Origin of the sequence: Brevundimonas sp. NIBR10, from assembly GCF_027912515.1 — a bacterium.
GTDB lineage: Bacteria > Pseudomonadota > Alphaproteobacteria > Caulobacterales > Caulobacteraceae > Brevundimonas.
This window is the reverse complement of record NZ_CP115464.1, coordinates 126,949-143,809: the sequence shown is the minus strand read 5'-3', so window position 1 is coordinate 143,809 and position 16,861 is coordinate 126,949. Positions and strand designations below refer to the sequence as shown.

The 16,861-nt window shown below is 67.4% G+C and carries 12 protein-coding genes; 8 read left to right on the top strand and 4 right to left on the bottom strand.

Features of this window, described 5'->3' with window-relative positions; translation table 11 throughout:
* Positions 1-172 precede the first annotated feature (172 nt).
* The 3 genes from O5K39_RS00755 to O5K39_RS00745 all read left to right on the top strand — a co-directional run bounded on the left by O5K39_RS00755 (position 173) and on the right by O5K39_RS00745 (position 5,042).
* Positions 173-3,157 carry a hypothetical protein gene (locus O5K39_RS00755; protein WP_271145402.1) on the top strand — a complete coding sequence of 995 codons (2,985 nt, stop codon included), beginning with the start codon at positions 173-175 and terminating at the stop codon, positions 3,155-3,157.
* A 128-nt stretch (positions 3,158-3,285) separates the two neighbouring features.
* Positions 3,286-4,212, top strand: a complete 927-nt coding sequence (locus O5K39_RS00750; protein ID WP_271145401.1) for a sulfite exporter TauE/SafE family protein — start codon at positions 3,286-3,288, stop codon at positions 4,210-4,212.
* Positions 4,213-4,238: 26 nt separating this feature from the next.
* Positions 4,239-5,042 carry a TIGR02186 family protein gene (locus tag O5K39_RS00745; protein WP_271145400.1) on the top strand — a complete coding sequence of 268 codons (804 nt, stop codon included), beginning with the start codon at positions 4,239-4,241 and terminating at the stop codon, positions 5,040-5,042.
* A gap of 2 nt (positions 5,043-5,044) precedes the next feature.
* On the opposite strand, the gene O5K39_RS00740 is transcribed toward O5K39_RS00745, so the two are convergent.
* The 3 genes from O5K39_RS00740 to nhaA form a co-directional block, all read right to left on the bottom strand.
* Positions 5,045-6,271 carry a PQQ-dependent sugar dehydrogenase gene (locus O5K39_RS00740; RefSeq protein WP_271145399.1) on the bottom strand — a complete coding sequence of 409 codons (1,227 nt, stop codon included), beginning with the start codon at positions 6,269-6,271 and terminating at the stop codon, positions 5,045-5,047.
* Between the two features lie 167 nt (positions 6,272-6,438).
* Positions 6,439-9,105 carry a TonB-dependent receptor gene (locus O5K39_RS00735; protein WP_271145398.1) on the bottom strand — a complete coding sequence of 889 codons (2,667 nt, stop codon included), beginning with the start codon at positions 9,103-9,105 and terminating at the stop codon, positions 6,439-6,441.
* A 247-nt stretch (positions 9,106-9,352) separates the two neighbouring features.
* Positions 9,353-10,549: a Na+/H+ antiporter NhaA gene (gene nhaA, locus O5K39_RS00730; RefSeq protein ID WP_271145397.1), complete on the bottom strand. Its 1,197-nt coding sequence runs from the start codon at positions 10,547-10,549 to the stop codon at positions 9,353-9,355.
* 191 nt (positions 10,550-10,740) lie between these two features.
* On the opposite strand from nhaA, the gene O5K39_RS00725 reads away from it, so the two are divergent.
* Together O5K39_RS00725 and O5K39_RS00720 are read left to right on the top strand one after the other, a co-directional pair.
* A complete protein-coding gene (locus O5K39_RS00725; RefSeq protein ID WP_271145396.1) occupies positions 10,741-12,153 on the top strand; it encodes a protein adenylyltransferase SelO in 1,413 nt (470 codons plus the stop codon).
* A 233-nt stretch (positions 12,154-12,386) separates the two neighbouring features.
* Positions 12,387-12,821, top strand: a complete 435-nt coding sequence (locus tag O5K39_RS00720) for a DoxX family protein (protein WP_271145395.1) — start codon at positions 12,387-12,389, stop codon at positions 12,819-12,821.
* Here the strand turns inward: O5K39_RS00720 and O5K39_RS00715 are convergent.
* Complete coding sequence (locus O5K39_RS00715) at positions 12,787-12,981, bottom strand: DUF2256 domain-containing protein (protein WP_271145394.1); 195 nt, start codon at positions 12,979-12,981, stop codon at positions 12,787-12,789. The two genes, O5K39_RS00720 and O5K39_RS00715, sit on opposite strands and share 35 nt — an antisense overlap.
* A 191-nt stretch (positions 12,982-13,172) precedes the next feature.
* On the opposite strand from O5K39_RS00715, the gene O5K39_RS00710 reads away from it, so the two are divergent.
* From O5K39_RS00710 to O5K39_RS00700, 3 genes are all read left to right on the top strand, one after another.
* Positions 13,173-13,673 (top strand): MerR family DNA-binding transcriptional regulator, encoded by a 501-nt coding sequence (locus tag O5K39_RS00710; RefSeq protein WP_271145393.1) that lies wholly within the window; start codon positions 13,173-13,175, stop codon positions 13,671-13,673.
* 5 nt (positions 13,674-13,678) lie between these two features.
* Positions 13,679-15,463 carry an acyl-CoA dehydrogenase C-terminal domain-containing protein gene (locus tag O5K39_RS00705; protein ID WP_271145392.1) on the top strand — a complete coding sequence of 595 codons (1,785 nt, stop codon included), beginning with the start codon at positions 13,679-13,681 and terminating at the stop codon, positions 15,461-15,463.
* A gap of 227 nt (positions 15,464-15,690) precedes the next feature.
* Positions 15,691-16,854: an acyl-CoA dehydrogenase family protein gene (locus O5K39_RS00700; protein WP_271145391.1), complete on the top strand. Its 1,164-nt coding sequence runs from the start codon at positions 15,691-15,693 to the stop codon at positions 16,852-16,854.
* Positions 16,855-16,861: the final 7 nt, after the last annotated feature.

Sequence of the window (16,861 nt, the reverse complement as noted above, 5' to 3'; positions counted from 1 at the left end):
TGCCGGGTCGTTAATCTTTACGGCCCATTAACCATGCCGGCCCGAGAAACGGGTCGGGCCCGGGGGCTGTCCACAGGAAGATACCCAGACCTCTATATCTTGGGGTTAACCATGCGTTTACACCCCGGATATCGACGATTAGCGTGCCGCGTATGGGTCGAGGAGCGAATCAGTGAGCGCAGCTGCGCCGTGGAGCGTAAAGGGCATCGACCCCAAGGCGCGTGAAGTCGCCAAGGACCTCGCCCGTCGCTCCGGCATGACGCTGGGCGAGTGGCTCAACACCATGATCATGGACGACGGCGAGGACGACGAGTCCTACACGCCGCTGCCCCGCCGACCGCACGCCGCCGAGGCCATCGACCGGCGCGGGCGCTCGCGTCGGCTGGACGACGCCTATGACCGGCCGGGCCGGTCGTCCTATGACGCATCGGACGACGTGCTGCACCGCGTCGCCGCCTCGGTCGATGCCATCGCCGCCCGCCTCGAAGCGGCCGAGCGGCGCTCTACCGTCGCCATCCAGGGGGTCGATCAGGCTGTCTCGGGTCTGGTCCGTCGTCTCGACGGCCAGGACGCGACGGCCAAGACGCAGGGTCGGCGTCTGGACGACATCTCCGAGGAACTGCGCGAGGGCCACCGTCGCCTGCGCACCTTCGAGCAACAGCTCGGGCCCGAAACCAAGGCGACCTTCGGCAAGGTCGAGACCGGCCTCGGGGCCTTGGCCTCGCGCCTGTACGACATCGAGGAACGCCAGCGCAGCGGGACCAACGAACTGCGCGCCCGCATGGATGCGGTCGAGAAGACAGCGGGGCCGGGGATCGGTTCGGACCTGCTGGCCCAGGTCGGTGCCCGCCTCGACGATGCCCAGGCGCGGACCACCGAGGCCCTGCGCGGCCTGGAACGCTCCTTCGCCGGGCTGGATCAGCGGCTGCGCGCCGCCGAGGGCCGGGTCGAGCCCGAGGGCTCGCGCGAGGCCGCCCGCTTCGAGAAACTGGCCGAGACCCTGGGTCGCCAGGTCGAGGCCAACCGTGCCGACATGATGCGCCGGCTGGACACCGCCGAGCACGAAGGCCGGATGAGCCGGCTCGAAAGCGCCGTCCTGGCCATCGGCGACACGCTCAAGACCTCCGAACAACGCTCGGCCCAGGGCATCGAAGCCATGGGCCGCGAGGTCCTGCGCATCGCCCAGAACCTGAACGGCCGCGTCCAGAAGGTCGAGACCGACGGTGCCGGGCGCGACGATCGTCTGGCCGACACCCTGGCCCGCAAGGTCGACGGCGTCGCCTCGGCCCTGTCCGACAAACTGTCGGAAAAGATGGATCGCGACATGGGCCGCTATGCCCAGGCGGTCGAACAGCGGCTGACGCGGTCCGAGGATCAGCACGCCATCGCCCTGGAAAAACTGGGCGGCGAGATCACGCGGATTTCGGACCGGCTCGCCGACCGTATCGCCCAGTCGGAACGCAAGTCGGCCCAGGCCCTGGAAGAGATCGGCCGCAAACTGTCCGACAGCTCGGAGCGGATCGAGCAGCGCTACGACCGCGCGTCCGGCGAACTGGCCGAAAGGATGCGGCTGTCGGAAGAACGCACGGCCCAGTTGCTGGCCGACGCCCGTGACGCCATGGCGAGCCGGGTCGAGCGGACATCGCTGCGCGAGCCCGTCAGCGAACCGTCGCGGTTCGAGACCGATGATCTGCGTCAGCCCGACTGGCGCGCCGCCGCCTTCGGAAACGGCTATGAGGACGCGCCCGACAGCGGCTGGTCGGCCGATCCCCTGTCGGTCGGACCCGAACCGGCCCCCTTTCCGGGCGCGGTGAGCCCCACGCCGCCCCGGATGGATTTCGGCGCGGCCCTGGCCGAGCGGGTGCTGACACAATCGGCTGTCATGCCGGAGCCCGCGCCTGCACCGACGCCCGCGCTGGCTCCTGTCGAAGCCGCATTCGCCGCCCAGCCGTTCGCGACCCAGCCCCTTGCCCCGCAAGCCCTGTCGGAGCCTGCGCCGGTCTACGTCGAGCCCCAGCCCCAGCCGGCGGCGTTCGGCGGCTATGGCGGGGCCGATGTCGAGGATGCGCTGGAGGCCACGGCACCGACCCGGCCGCAGGCCTTCGGTCACGCGACGGCACCTTCGCCCGCAGACGCGTTCGACGCCGGCGGCGACGAGTTCTCGGCCGAGACCGATTTCGTCAATCCGCGCCAGATGCGGGCCGGGCTGGCGTCCGGTGCGGCGACCGCGCGCGCCGCCTCGACCCGCAGCGCCATCGACGCCGCACGCGCCGCCATGATGTCGGCCCCGGTTGTGACCGACGAGCCCAAATCCGCCTTCGGCCTGAAGCGCGGCGGCAAGTCGCGACTGCAGGAACGGCTGGACAAACAGGCCAACCGGGACGGCTCGGTGGTGCGCAAGGCCTTCCTGGCCTCGGTGACCGGTGTCGCCGTGGTCGGCGGCGTCTTCGCCATGCAGCGTCTGACGGGTGCCGAAGCCTTCAACATTCCGGGCATGGAAACGGTCGGCCAGGCCCTGGGCCTGGGGCCCGCTCAGCGCGCCCCGGCTCCGGAAGGCGAGACCACGCCCCTGCTGGCCTCGGCCCTGACGCCGACCGACGCGGTGTCGCTGGACCAGACCGAAGCCCAGGGCCTGTTCGACCAGGCCGTCGAACAGATCGACACCGGCCAGCCCGGCGGGATCGCGACCCTGACCCGTGCGGCCAACCTCGGTCTGCCGGCGGCCCAGCTGAAGCTGGCGGACCTGTACGAGCGCGGCGGCGAGGCTGGCGTGACCCGCAACGTCACCGAGGCGCGTCTGTGGGCCCGGCGCGCGGCCGAGGGCGGCGATCCGCGCGGCATGCACGCCTTCGGCATGTATCTGTTCGACGGTGTCGGCGGTGCGAAGAACCGGCCCGAGGCCCTGAACTGGCTGCTCAAGGCGGCGGATCGCGGTCTGGTCGACAGCCAGTACAATGTGGCCCGCATCTATGAGAACGGCGACGAGGGCATTGCGCCCAACCCGACCGAGGCCTTCAAATGGTATCTGATCGCTGCCCGGACCGGCGATACCGACGCCCAGACTGCCGTGACCCGTATCACGCCCCAGGTGCCGACCGCCGGACGGCGCACGGCACGGGCGGCCGCCGAAGCCTTCCAGACCGAACCGCTCGCCTGATCGAGGGACGCGGACCGCCCGAGTTCGCGTCGTCCATGCAACGGGTGGTGAAGCGGCGACGTCGAGTCTAGACCCATTTTCCACGCCTCTCCCGGCGTCCATCAACCCGTCAGCCGAAGGCCCGCCCTTTGGATATCTATCTGCCGATCGCCGAGATTTCGGTGAGCTGGCCGATCCTGGTTCTGCTGGGGACGGCGGTCGGATTCGTGTCCGGTCTGTTCGGCATCGGCGGCGGCTTCCTGATGGCCCCGATCCTGATTTTCCTGGGCATTCCGCCGACCGTGGCGGTGGCCAGCCAGGCCAGCCACGTCGTGGCCTCCTCGACCTCGGGCGTGATCCGCTATTCCGGTCAGAAGGCCGTGGATTTCCGCATGGGTGGGATAATGGCGGCGGGCGGGGCGGTCGGCGCCCTGCTCGGGGTCGAGGTGTTTCGCTACCTGCGCCTGCTGGGTCAGGCCGACCTGGTGGTGGCCCTGTCCTATCTGGTCTTCCTGGGCGTCATCGGCATGCTGATGCTCAACGAGAGCCTGACCGAAATCATCCGCAGGCGACGCGGCGAGGTCGCTCCGCACAAGGAGCGTCGTCGGCCGATCTTCCTGTACGGCCTGCCGTTCAAGATGAAATTCCCGCGCTCGGGCCTGGTGATCAGCGTGATCCCGCCGGTGGCGCTGGGCGTGTTCGCGGGGATCCTGTCGGCCATCATGGGGGTGGGGGGCGGCTTCATCCTTGTGCCGGCCATGCTCTATGTGCTGCGGATGCGGGCGGGGGTGGTGGTCGGGACCAGCCTGTTCCAGATCATCATCACCACCGGCATCACGACCGTGCTGCAGGCCGGTCGGAACCAGACGGTGGACATCGTCCTGTCCACCATCCTGCTGGTCGGGGGCGTGGTTGGGGCCCAGCTGGGAGCCAGGGCCGCGGGACGGTTTCGGGGCGAGGAACTGCGCGCGGCGCTCGGCTTCATCGTCCTGGGGGTCGGCGTCTATATGGGGCTGGAGCTGTTCGTGCGGCCGCATGACATCTTCCTGATCGCGCCGGGGATCGCTGACAAATGATCCAGGCCCCGCCACCCCCGGACCTCGTGACCAGTCCCCCCGCCGTGGTGGAGCCGTTCGTTCCGCCGTCGGAGCAGTCGCAGGCCACCAGCGGTCAGGTCCGGGTCGCCGCTGCCCTGACCGACGCCCAGGTCAAGGTCGATACCGGGTTCCAGGGGGCCTCGATCGTTCTCTACGGAGCCGTGTTCAACCCGACCGACACCCCCGCCGATGTCGTGGTGGTCGTGCGGGGGCCGGACGCGCCCGTTCGCCTGGTCAAGAAGACCCGCAACATGGGCGTCTGGCTCAACAGCCGGCCTGTGCTGTTCGAGGGGGCACCCGGCTTCTACATGACCGCCTCGACCCGGCCGCTGAGCGAGATCGCCGGCTTTGGTCAGCTGCGTCGTCTGGGCGTCGGTGTCGATCACCTGCGCATCGGGGCCCCGGACGAGGCGCGGACGGTGACCCGATACGGCGTGCGTGACGTGGTCATCTCGCGGCTCGGCGACGACTACCTGGACTGGCGCCGGGCCGTGATCCGGCTGAAGGAGGCGGCGGCCCTCTACAACACCGATCCCGACGGCGTCACCTTCGTGGACCGGGGTCTGTTCCGCGCCGAGGTCGAACTGCCGACCACCGCACCAACCGGCGAATACCACGCCGAGGTCTGGCTGTTTCAGGAGGGCAGGCCAGCGTCGGTCTCGAACCTGACCCTGACGGTCGAAAAGGTCGGGTTCGAGCGAGACATCTATGAGTTCGCTCACCGCAGGCCCTGGTCCTATGGCCTGCTCAGCGTGCTGCTGGCCGCGGGGATGGGGTATCTGGCGTCGCGGATCTTCCGCCGCGGCTGAGCCTATCGGGTCGCCAGCCGCACCAGCTTGCCGTTCGCCTCGTCGGTGATGGCCCACACGGCGCCGTCCGGACCCACGGCCACGTCACGGATACGTTCACCCAGATCGGTCAGCAGGCGCTCTTCGCCCACAACGCGGTCGTTCTGGATCACCAGCCGCGCGATGTGTTTTTCCTTGAGGCCTGCGATGAGCAGATTGCCCTGCCAGCCCGGGAACATGGCCCCCGAATAGAGGGTCGCGCCGCCCGGGGCGATCACGGGATCCCAGTAGTAGACGGGCTGTTCGGTGCCTTCCTTCTGGGTCGTTCCGGCGTTGATTGCACCGCCCGCGTATTCGACGCCGTAGGCCGCGTCGGGCCAGCCGTAGTTGAGGCCGCGCTGGTCCAGATTGACCTCGTCGCCGCCGCGTGTGCCGTGCTCGACGGTCCAGACCTTGCCGTCCGCACCGATGGCGATGCCCTGGACGTTGCGGTGCCCCAGGCTCCAGATCTCGGGCAGGGCTCCCGCCTGGCCGACGAAGGGATTGTCGGACGGGACCGTGCCGTCGGCATTGATGCGGATCGTCTTGCCCATGTGCGAGCCGAGGTCCTGGGCCTGGGGCCGCATGGGTCTGTCCGACCGCTCGCCCAGGGTGACGAACAGCTTGCCGTCGGGCGCGAAGGCCAGTGACGATCCGAAATGCTTGTCGCCGTCATAGATGGGCAGGGCGCGGAAGATGACCTGGACATTGTCGACCCGGCTGCCGTCCGCCGACAGGGCTCCGCGCGCGACCGAGGTGGCGTTGCCGCCCTCCCGCGGCTCGGCATAGCTCCAGTAGATCATGCGGTCGGAGGCGAAGGTCGGGCCGACCACCACGTCCAGCAGCCCGCCCTGGCCGCGCGCATCGACGGCAGGCAGGCCGGCGATGGCGGGGCTCTTGGTCCCGTCCGGCCCGATGATCGACAGCTTTCCCGAACGCTCGGTGACCAACCAGCGCCCGTCGGGCAGCAATGCCATGCCCCACGGGTGGTCGAGGCCGGAAGCGACCACAGTGTGGGCCATGGCGACGGAGGTGGTGACGGCGGGTGCGCGAGTCTGGCCGGGGAAGGCGGGGGTCTGGCCTGTGCCGTTTGCCGGGCGGGTCTCCAGGGGCGCCCCGGCCTGGGGGGCGGGGGCGTTCTGACCGCTGGCTCCGCAGGCGGCGGCCAGGGCGGCGAAGGCGACGGTGGTGGCGAGGGGGATCATGCGCATGGCGAGTCTCGACAGGCTGAGGGTCGACGGATCAACGGCAGGCTAGAGGCTGCGTTCCCGCTGAACAGCGTCGCTTGCTGCGACCGATCGTCCACGGCACGGGCCACGAAAAAGCCGGCCGGGGCGGACCCCGGCCGGCTCTGAAGTTCATCCTCTTGGCGGGATGATCAATACTTGACCTTGAAGGTGATTCCGTAGGTGCGCGGGGCACCCAGGAACGCGTCATAGGTCGCGGTGTCGGCGGCCGCATTGTAGAAGGTGCCGGGGTTCGAGCCGGCGGTCTGAAGCGTCGACTGGAAGGCGGTGCCCTGCAGCGGCGCGGCGTAACCGACCTGGATGTATTCCTTGTCGGTCAGGTTCTGACCCCAGAGTTCGACGGTCCAGCGATCGTCAGCCGTTCCGAGCGTGATGCGGCCGTTGACGAGGGTGTAGGCGTCCTGGCCCTTGTACGGCAGCAGGTCGGAGCCGGTGTTGTATTCGCTGGAATATTTGGCCGACAGGCTGGCGCCGAACAGCAGGTTGCCGACGGTGCGCTCGAAGTTGACCGAGTTGGTGCTGGACCATTCCGGCGCGAAGGCCGGGGTGCCGCCCGGCAGCAGCGACAGCTGCGGGAAGTTGGACGGCTGGGTCAGCTGGGCGGCGGTGAACACGCCGTATTCGGCATCCGTGTAGGTCAGGCCGGACGAGACCGACAGGCCTTCGATCGGAGTGAACCACAGGAAGTCGGCGTCGAAGCCCTGGCTGTTCAGCTCGGGGATCGCTTCCACCGTGAAGGCGGTGCCGAGGAAGGTGTTGAGCTGGAAATTCTCGACCTTCTGGTTGAAGTAGGTCGCGTTGAACAGCACCTTGCGATCGAACAGGGTGGCCTTGAACCCGGCCTCATAGCTGTCGACCGTTTCCGAGGGGAAGAAGGTCGAGGCGTTGGGCGTCACGCCGGTCTGGGTCCGGTCCAGGTTATAGCCGAACGACTTGTAGCCGCGGGCGTAGGACACATAGGTCAGGAGCTGGTCGTTCAGGCGATAGGCGGCCTTGATCGTGCCCGAGACCTCGCTGTCGTCGAATTCTTGGTGGGCGACGCGGTCCTGGAAGGCGCTGTTGACCCAGGGCAGGCAGATGGTGCCGACGATGGATCCGGCCGTCGCCGCGCCCAGCAGGCCGCCGATGGCTCCGGCGTTCGCCAAAGCCGCATTACAGGTGCTGGAGTTGTTGTTCAGGTTGGTCTGCAGCGAGTCGACCGACTTGGTGTCGCTCGTGTAGCGCAGGCCGACGGTGATATCGAACTGGTCCGTCAGGTGGAAGGTGTTGTTCGTGAACAGCGCGAACGACTCGGACGTCTGGTTGTAGCGGTCGCGGAAGCCCTGGCCGACGATGAAGCCCGGGCCCGTGGCCTGAGCCGTTGGGATGGTGACGATCGCACCGCCGGGGCCGACAGGCAGTTGACCCGTGCCGCCTGAGGCCAGGCAGCCTTGCAGACCCGTACCGCCCGAGGTCTGACCCGGACGCGTGAAGCAGCCGATGATGCCGGGGCTGACCGGGAACTGCGGAACCGCGCGGTTCAGGTTGGCGCTGAGCAGGAAGGACAGGAAGGGGGTGTAGTCCGCGCCGTTGTAGAAGCTGTCCGTGCGCGAGACCTGCTCACGGGTCGCGAAGGCACCGACCAGCCAGTCGAGGCGGTCCGTGGCCCCGGCCAGACGGACTTCCTGGGTCCAGTTCTCGACGCCGTAGCCATAGTCGCCGTCGTTGACGCGGTAGTTGATGTCCGCGCCCGTGTAGTCGATGTCCTGGCCCAGCGAGGACTTCCAGCGCCGCCACGACGAGACGGTCGTCAGGGTGGCGTCACCCCAGCGGTTCAGGTCGATGTTGGCCTCGGCCGACAGGCCCTTGTCCTCGATGGTCTGGCCGTCTTCGCGGTTGGCATAGCCGAGGCGCGAGAAGGGCAGGCCGCTGAAGGTCGCGTTGGGCGGAGCCTGGCCGGTGCCGGTCGAGAGGCCGTCGATGAAGGGATAGGTCTGGCCCGTGCGGACCTGAACGCCGACGCAGCAGTATTCGTCGCGCTTGGAGTAGTCGGCGATGATGCGGATCGAGGTGTTGTCGTTGGGCAGGACCAGCAGCTGGCCGCGCGCGGTCCAGAAGTCCTGGTTGCCGTCGTCGGTGTCGGTGCGAGGACCGTCGCCGAGGTTGATGTCGGTGAAGCCGTCGCGAACGCGGCGACCGGCGTACAGGCGGAAGGCGACCTGGTCGTTGATCGGGCCGGTGACCGAACCCGACGCGCCGAAGGCACCGTAGTTGCCCGCCGTCAACTCGGCATTGTAGCCGGGCGTGAACGAGGGGGCCTGGGTGATGATGTTGATGACGCCGGCCGAGGTGTTCTTGCCGAACAGGGTGCCTTGCGGGCCCTTCAGGACTTCGATCCGTTGCAGTTCACCCAGGTCGCCGAAGCCGACCGAGTTGCGCGAGCGATAGACGCCGTCGATCACGACGCCGACCGAGCTCTCCAGACCGGGGTTGTCACCCACGGTGCCGACGCCGCGGATACGGACGGTGGTCGAGGCTTCCGACGAGGTCGAGGTGACCGTCATGCCGGGGGTCAGGATCTGCAGATCCTTGATGTCCTTGACGCCCGCGTTGTCGAGCGCCTCGGCCGACAGGGAGGTGACCACGATCGGCACGTCCTGAAGGCTCTGCTCGCGCTTCTGGGCGGTGACGATGATGTCGTCGACGCTGGTCGACGGGCCTTCCTGGTCCTGGGCCGAGGCGGCGCCGACGAGACCGAAGGCGACCGCGCCGACGACGGCGGCGGACACGGAATAGCGAAGTGATTGAGTAAGACGCATGGACGGCTCCCGGCTCATGGCCCGACCGCCTGGACGGCGATCGCGGCGTTTCCTGTTTCCCTGCCCTCGCTCTCTTGCCGGAGCTGCGGGTAATCGAACCCCTGCCGTAATCCAAGCCGAGTAGAGCGACAAGCAGCGGCAGGGGGTTGGCGCGCGTTTTGCCCGCCGGTGGGCGCCGGTGTGACGCAAAAGCGACAAAAATCGCTGACCCAAGGTCAATATTGGGCGTGAACTGCCCAGTAACCTTTCAGGTTTCGGCCAAATCCTTGCCTGGCGTGCGCCTGGCGATTGCGAGCGCCGCGACCCCGCAAAGACCCGACAGGATCGAGCCGGCCAGCACCCCCAGCTTGACCTCGACCTGTTCGGGTGAATCGACGGCGCCGGGGAAGGCGAGGGCCCCGATGAACAGGCTCATGGTGAAGCCGACCCCGCACAGCAGGCTGACGCCGTAGACCTGAAGCCAGGTGGCGTCGGTGGGACGGGTGCCGAGCCCCAGCTTCGTCGCCAGCCAGGCCGCGCCGAACACCCCGATCTGCTTGCCGACGAACAGGCCGCCCGCGATGCCGAAGACCAGCGGCGCGAAGGCCTGATCGAGCGACAGGCCTGCGAACGACACGCCGGCCTTGGCGAAGGCGAACAGCGGCAGGATCAGCCAGGCGACATAGGGGTGCAGGTCGTGCATCGCTTCCTTCAGTGGCGACTGCCTGTCCTCGGCGCGCGGCGCGATCGGCACGATCAGGGCGAAGGCCACGGCGGTCAGGGAGGTGCTCAGCCCCGCCTGAACCGTCAGCCACCAGACGGCGGCGAAGCCTGCAACCCAGAAGGGCGCAGGGATACGCATCGACCGGCCCCAGATCGCGCCGCCGACCAGCAGGGCCGCGACACCCAGCAGGGGCATCCACTGCACTCCTTGGCTGAACAGTATGGCGATCATGGCGATGGCCCCCAGGTCGTCGACGATGGCCAGGGTCAGCAGGAAGACCCGCAATGACGCGGGCAGTCCCTTGCCGACCAGGGCGAAGACCGCGAGGGCAAAGGCGATGTCGGTGGCCAGAGGTATGGGCCAGCCGCCGTGGGGACCACCCGTCATCCCGGTGATCGCCAGGTAAACCAGCGCCGGCGCGACCATGCCGCCCAGGGCCGCGAATACTGGCGTCGCCAGCTTCCTGGGGTCGCTGAGCTCGCCGCGGACGATCTCGTATTTGATCTCCAGGCCCACCACGAGGAAGAAGACGGCCATCAGGCCTTCCTTGATCCACTCGGACACGGTCTCGCGCAGGATGAGCGGCCCGATCTGGAGCGTGTGCTCGCTCTTCAGCCAGGCGAAATAGTCGGCCGACAGCGGCGAGTTGGCCACGACCAGGGCGGCGACGGTGGCCAGGGCCAGGGCCGCACCGGAGGCGGTCTCTGTCTTGAGAAAATCGAGGGTCAGTTTGCGTGCCACGGGGCCTCCGAGAATGGATGTCTGCCGTGGCGCCGGTTATCGACGACGCCGGACCGGATTCGCCGGGAATGCCCGCGCCAGCCTGACCCCGATGGGGCCTGATGTCTGCGGCTGTTCTAGCGCATCTGGACGGTTGCTGTGAAGCCGGAACAGGCGTTGCGGCGGGGCCTGCGAAGGGGCATCTGCACCCCATGCCCGTTACCCCAGCCTATACGCCCGAGCCCCGCTTCTTCGATCTGGGGGATGAGTACGCCGACGCCGTCCGGCCCGCCGACTTTCCGACCACCATCCTGCGCTACCGCAACGACCGGGCGGCGGCGAGCGTGGGGCTGGAGGGTCTGGACGAAGCCGAGTGGATCGCCGCCTTCGGCCGGTTCCAGCCGTTGCCGGGCCAGCCTGGGCCGATCGCCATGCGGTATCACGGGCATCAGTTTCGGCACTACAACCCCGGCCTCGGCGACGGGCGCGGGTTTCTTGCGGGGCAGGTTCGCGACGATCGTGGCCGTTTGCTCGATCTCGGCACCAAGGGCTCGGGCACGACGCCCTGGTCGCGCGGTGGTGACGGACGGCTGACGCTCAAGGGCGGGATGCGCGAGGTGCTGGCCGCGACCATGCTGGAAAGCCTGGGTGTTCCGACCAGCCGGGCCCTGAGCCTGATCGAGACGGGGGAGGCGCTGGAGCGCGGCGACGAGCCGTCGCCGACGCGGTCGGCGGTGCTGGTCCGGCTTCAGCACAGCCACGTCCGGTTCGGCACCTTCCAGCGCGCCGCCTATCACCAGCGCGCCGACATGATCGAGGCGCTCGTCGAACATGTGCGGGCCCTCTATCATCCCGATGTCGCGGCGGGAGATACGCCCGGCCTGCTGGCCGCGATCGTCGAGGCCTCGGCCAGGCTGACCGCGCGGTGGATCGCGGCGGGGTTCGTTCACGGGGTGCTCAATACCGACAATCTGAACGTCACGGGCGAGAGCTTCGACTATGGGCCGTGGCGGTTCCTGCCCGCCTATGAGCCCGGGTTCACAGCCGCCTATTTCGACCAGACGGGCCTCTATGCCTTCGCGCGCCAGCCGGAGGCGGTGTTCTGGAACCTGACCCAGTTGGCAGGGTGCCTCAAGCTGGTCGCCGATGTCGAGCCCCTGACCGAGGCCCTGAACGGCTTCGGCCCGGCCTATATCCGCCATCTGCGCGCGGCCTTCCTGATGCGGCTGGGGGTTCAGTCACTCGGCGAGGCGGCGGATCAGCGGCTGGTCGACACCACCCTGGCGCTGTTGCGTGAGGGCGGCGCGGCCCTGCGGTGGGAGCCGCTGTTCTTCGACTGGTTCGCGGGTTTCAGCTCGTCGGCGCGGGCGCTGGGCGGCCCCCGTGCGACGCTTTATCAGGGCGAGACCTTCGACGCCTTCCGCTTTGCGCTGTTCGAGCATGAGCCGGACCTGCCCGAACGGCTGGAGCATCCGATGTTTGCGCAAAGCGAGCCCGAAGAGATGCTCATCGACGAGGTCGAGGCGCTCTGGGCCCCCGTTGCCACCGACGATGACTGGTCGCCGTTTCAGGCGAAGTTGGCGCGCCTCGAACAGGCCCGCGAGGCCTGGGGCTTCGAGGGCTGACAGGTCCCGCTCAGGATTACGAAACCGTATGCATACGGCCTCGCTTCGGCCTCGTAGCTGCGTAGATTTCGCGGCCTGAAACACGCGTTGATCGGCTAAGTCATCAATTGATGTCTACGGCTGATGACATGTGCGAAAAGCTGTGCCATTACCCCTCGCAGACGGCGGCAGGCGATCCGATATCGCGACTGTTGCAGTTTCCTCCCCGATGACTTTCATCCCAGAGCCCCGCCATGGCTGCCACCTTCACGCCCGCCTCGGTCACCCCCGTTTCCAGCGCCGCCGCGCGCCTGCGCGCCACCTATCGCAACATGGCGCTGTGGACGCTCCAGGGCTGGATCGCGATGTTCTTCCTCGCGGCCGGCTATGCCAAGCTGACGGAATCCATGGCCAATCTGATTACCCTGATGACCTGGCCGGCCATGGTGTCGGAACAGTTCGTCCGGGGTCTGGGCATCGCCGAGATCGTGCTGGCTGTGGGCGTGCTGACGCCGCTGGTGTCCTGGAAGGTCGGCCGACCCCTGGTCGTCGTTTCCGCCGCCGGTCTGATCGTGCTGGAGGCCGTGATGCTGGGCGTGCATGCCCTGGGCGGCGACATCGGCCTGTCGATCGTCAACGTCCTGTTGCTGGCGATCACGATCCCCGTGCTGCTGGGCCGCCGGGCCTGACTTCGCCGACCGACCGGCAACGGTCGGAGCAGAACTTCACCTGATCCCAGTCCCGCGCCCACTTGCGGCGCCATGCGAACGGCTTGCCGCAGGAGACGCACGTCTTCTGCGGCAAATCGCGTTTGGCGGTTCCGGCGTCGTTGACGTGTTTGCGTGGCATTGTTCGTCCTGCTCTTCCCCCATCCTTCATGGGGGAAAGCGGCCTGTCGATCGCGTAGCGATCCAGGGCCGATGGGGGAAGTCTTGTCTTGCTTCGTCGAAGAGTGAAGTTCCCCCATCGGTCGTTCTTGCTGTGAGCGATCGCAAAAGCTTCCCTTTACGTGCGCGTCAAGTTCGGGCTATGTAGCCTTCATGGCGACCGCAGACGACCATCGCACCTATTCCATCCGCCAGCTGTGCCGCGAGTTCGGGGCCACGGCCAGGGCGCTGCGCTTCTATGAGGACAAGGGTCTGCTGACCCCGGCGCGCAAGGGCCAGACCCGGGTCTATGACGCCCGCGACCGCGCCCGGCTCAAGCTGATCCTGCGCGGCCGACGCATCGGTTTTACCCTGCACGAGATCCAGGACATGCTGGATCTGTACGACCGCAACGACGGCAATACGCACCAGATGGCGATCGCCCTGCGCCGCCACCGCGCCCAGATCGAGGCCCTGAAGCAGCAGCGCGAAGACCTCGACGCCGCCATCGAGACGGCCGAGGAGGCCTGCGCCGCGATGGAGGAGCGCCTGTCCCAGATGCGGCCCGACCTGCTGCCCGGCGCCGAGGACTATGAGTCGGTCCTGAGTGCCCGCCTGAACCCCGACAACCACGACCACCACCCGGTGCGCCATCCCTTCAAAGCGAGAGCCTGAGCCTCATGGCCTATAAAGCCCCCGTCCGCGACCTCACCTTCATCCTGAACGAGGTCCTAGAGATCGACCGCTATTCCAATCAGGCCGGGTTCGAGGACATCTCGTCCGATCTGGTGCAGCAGATCCTCGAAGAGGGCGCCAAGTTCGCGGAAGAGGTCATCGCCCCGATCAACCATTCGGGCGACAAGGAAGGCTGTCACTGGGCCGAGGGCGGCGTCGTCACCGGGCCCAAGGGCTGGAAGGAAGCCTATCAGGCCATGGTCGCGGCCGGCTGGCCCGCCCTGTCGGCCGATCCGGCCTACGGCGGCCAGGGGATGCCCGCCGTGGTCGGGATGGCGTTCGGCCAGTTCACCGCCGGCGCCTCGGCGGCCTTCTCGATGTATCCAGGCCTGACGGCGGGGGCCTATGCGGGCATCCACGCCAATGCCTCGGATGAGCTGAAGACCAAATACCTTCCGAAGATGGCCACCGGCGAGTGGGGCGGGACCATGAACCTGACCGAGCCCCAGTGCGGCACCGACCTGGGCATGGTGCGCACCAAGGCCGTGCCCCAGGGCGACGGCACCTACAAGATCAGTGGCCAGAAGATCTGGATCTCGGCCGGCGAACACGACTTCACCGACAACATCATCCACACGGTTCTCGCCCGCGTCGAAGGCGCGCCGGCCGGGATCAAGGGATTGTCGCTCTTCCTGGTGCCCAAATTCCTCGTCAATGACGACGGGTCGATCGGCGAGCGGAATTCGCTGATGTGCGCCGGGCTCGAGCACAAGATGGGCATCAACGGCAACGCGACCGCCGTGATGCAGTATGACGAGGCCACCGGCTGGCTGATCGGCGAGGAAGGCCGTGGCATGAACAATATGTTCGTGGTCATGAACGAGGCCCGCCTGGGCACCGGCCTTCAGGGGCTGGCCATCGGCTCGGCCGCCTATCAGGCCGCGCTGGAGTTCGCCAAGGACCGCATTCAGGGTCGATCGCTGACGGGTCCCAAGAGCCCGGACGCCGCCGCCGACTCCATCATGGTCCACCCCGACGTTCGCCGGATGCTGCTGGAAGCCAAGGCCTTCGTCGAAGGCGGTCAGGCCTTCATCCTGTGGACCGCGCTCCAGGCCGATCTTCAGAAATCCGCCGACGCCGCGACCGCGCAGAAAGCCCACGACTACATGGGTCTGCTGACCCCGGTGCTGAAAGCCTATCTGACCGACAAGGGCTTCCACGTCGCGTCCCTGGGGATGCAGGTCCACGGCGGCAGTGGCTACACCGAGCATTTCCAGGCGTCGCAGTATCTGCGCGATGCGCGGATCACCATGATCTATGAAGGTACCAACGGCATCCAGGCGCTGGATCTGGTGGGCCGCAAGCTGCCGTCGCAGGGCGGGCGGGCGATCATGACCTGGTTCGCCGACATCGATGCCTTCGTCGCCGAGAACGCCGGCAACGAGTCCATCAAGACCTATGTCGACGGCCTGGCCGACGCCAAGGCCAAGCTGCAGGAGGGCACGATGTGGCTGATGCAGAACGGCATGGCCAACCCCGACAACGCCGGCGCCGCCTCGACGGACTATCTCAACCTGTTCGGCATCACGGCCCTGGCCTTCCTCTGGGCCCAGATGGCCAAGGCGGCGCAGGCCAAGGTCGATGCGGGTTCGGACGATCCCTTCTATGCGACCAAGCTGCAGACCGGCCGTTATTTTGTCGAGCGTATCCTGCCGGACGCCGGTGCGCATCTGGCCAAGATGAAGACCGGTGCGGACGTGCTGATGGCGATGCCGGCGGAGGCGTTCTGATCAATCTCCTCCCTGTTCGCCTCTTGGCGAATGGGGAGGTGGCGCGGCCCGACTTCGGGCCGTGACGGAGGGGGCGACCGGGTTTGGCCGGTGAAGGCTCCCACCACAACACCATCCTCGATCGCCAGCCCTCACCTCCACCACCGTGTCGCCCCCTCCGTCTCGGCGCGAAGATGCGCCGATCCACCTCCCCATCGCTGCGCGACAGGGAGGAGAAAGGTAAGACCATGAACGTCATCACCACCCCGTCGCCCGACTTCATGCTGGAAGAGGACATCGTCATGTTCTCCGACAGCGTCGGCAAATGGATCGACGAGCACGCGCCGCCCGAGAAGGTCCAGGAATGGATCGCCAACTCCTCCGTCCCGCGCGAGCTCTGGACCCAGGCCGGTCAGGACGGGCTGATGGGCCTGTCGATGCCCGAAGAGGACGGCGGAATGGGCGGCGACTATCGCCACGAGGTGGTGTTGATGCGCCAGCTGGGCTGGAAGGGCGCGGACCATTTTGGCATCTCGCTGCACAACGCCATCGTCGCCCCCTACATCTGGCACTACGGCACCGAGGAGCAGAAGGCGCGCTGGCTGCCACGTCTGGCTTCGGGCGAACTGGTCGGGGCCATCGCCATGACTGAGCCGGGCGCGGGCAGTGACCTCCAAGGGGTGAAGACCTCGGCGATCAAGTCCGGCAACGGCTATGTCGTCAACGGCTCCAAGACCTTCATCACCAACGGCCAGTTGGCCAACTTCATCATCGTCGTGGCCAAGACCGATCCGACGGCGGGTGCCAAGGGCACGTCCCTGATTGTCGTCGAAACCGATGGTGCTGAGGGCTTCGAGCGCGGCCGCAACCTCCACAAGATCGGCATGGAGGGCAATGACACCTCCGAGCTGTTCTTCAACGACGTGAAGGTGCCGGGCGACAACATCATCGGCGGCGTCGAGGGCCAGGGCTTCATTCAGCTGATGCAGCAACTGCCTCAGGAACGGCTGAACATCGCCGTCCAGGGCGTGGCGGCGGCCGAACGGGGCCTCGAACAGACGATCGAATACGTCAAACAGCGCAAGGCCTTCGGCAAGGCGGTCATCGACTTCCAGAACACCCAGTTCAAGCTGGCCGAGGTCAAGACCAAGCTGACCGTCGCCCGCGTCTTCGTCGATCATTGCATCGGTTTGCACCTCAAGGGCCAGCTCGACGCCGTCACCGCCTCCATGGCCAAATACTGGGTCACCGACATCCAGGGCGAGGTCATCGACGAGATGCTCCAGCTCCACGGCGGCTATGGCTACATGAACGAATACCCGATCGCCCAGCTCTACAAGGACGCCCGCGTCCAGCGCATCTACGGCGGGACGAACGAGATCATGAAGGTGCTGATCGCGCGCTCACTGTAGGTTAGGC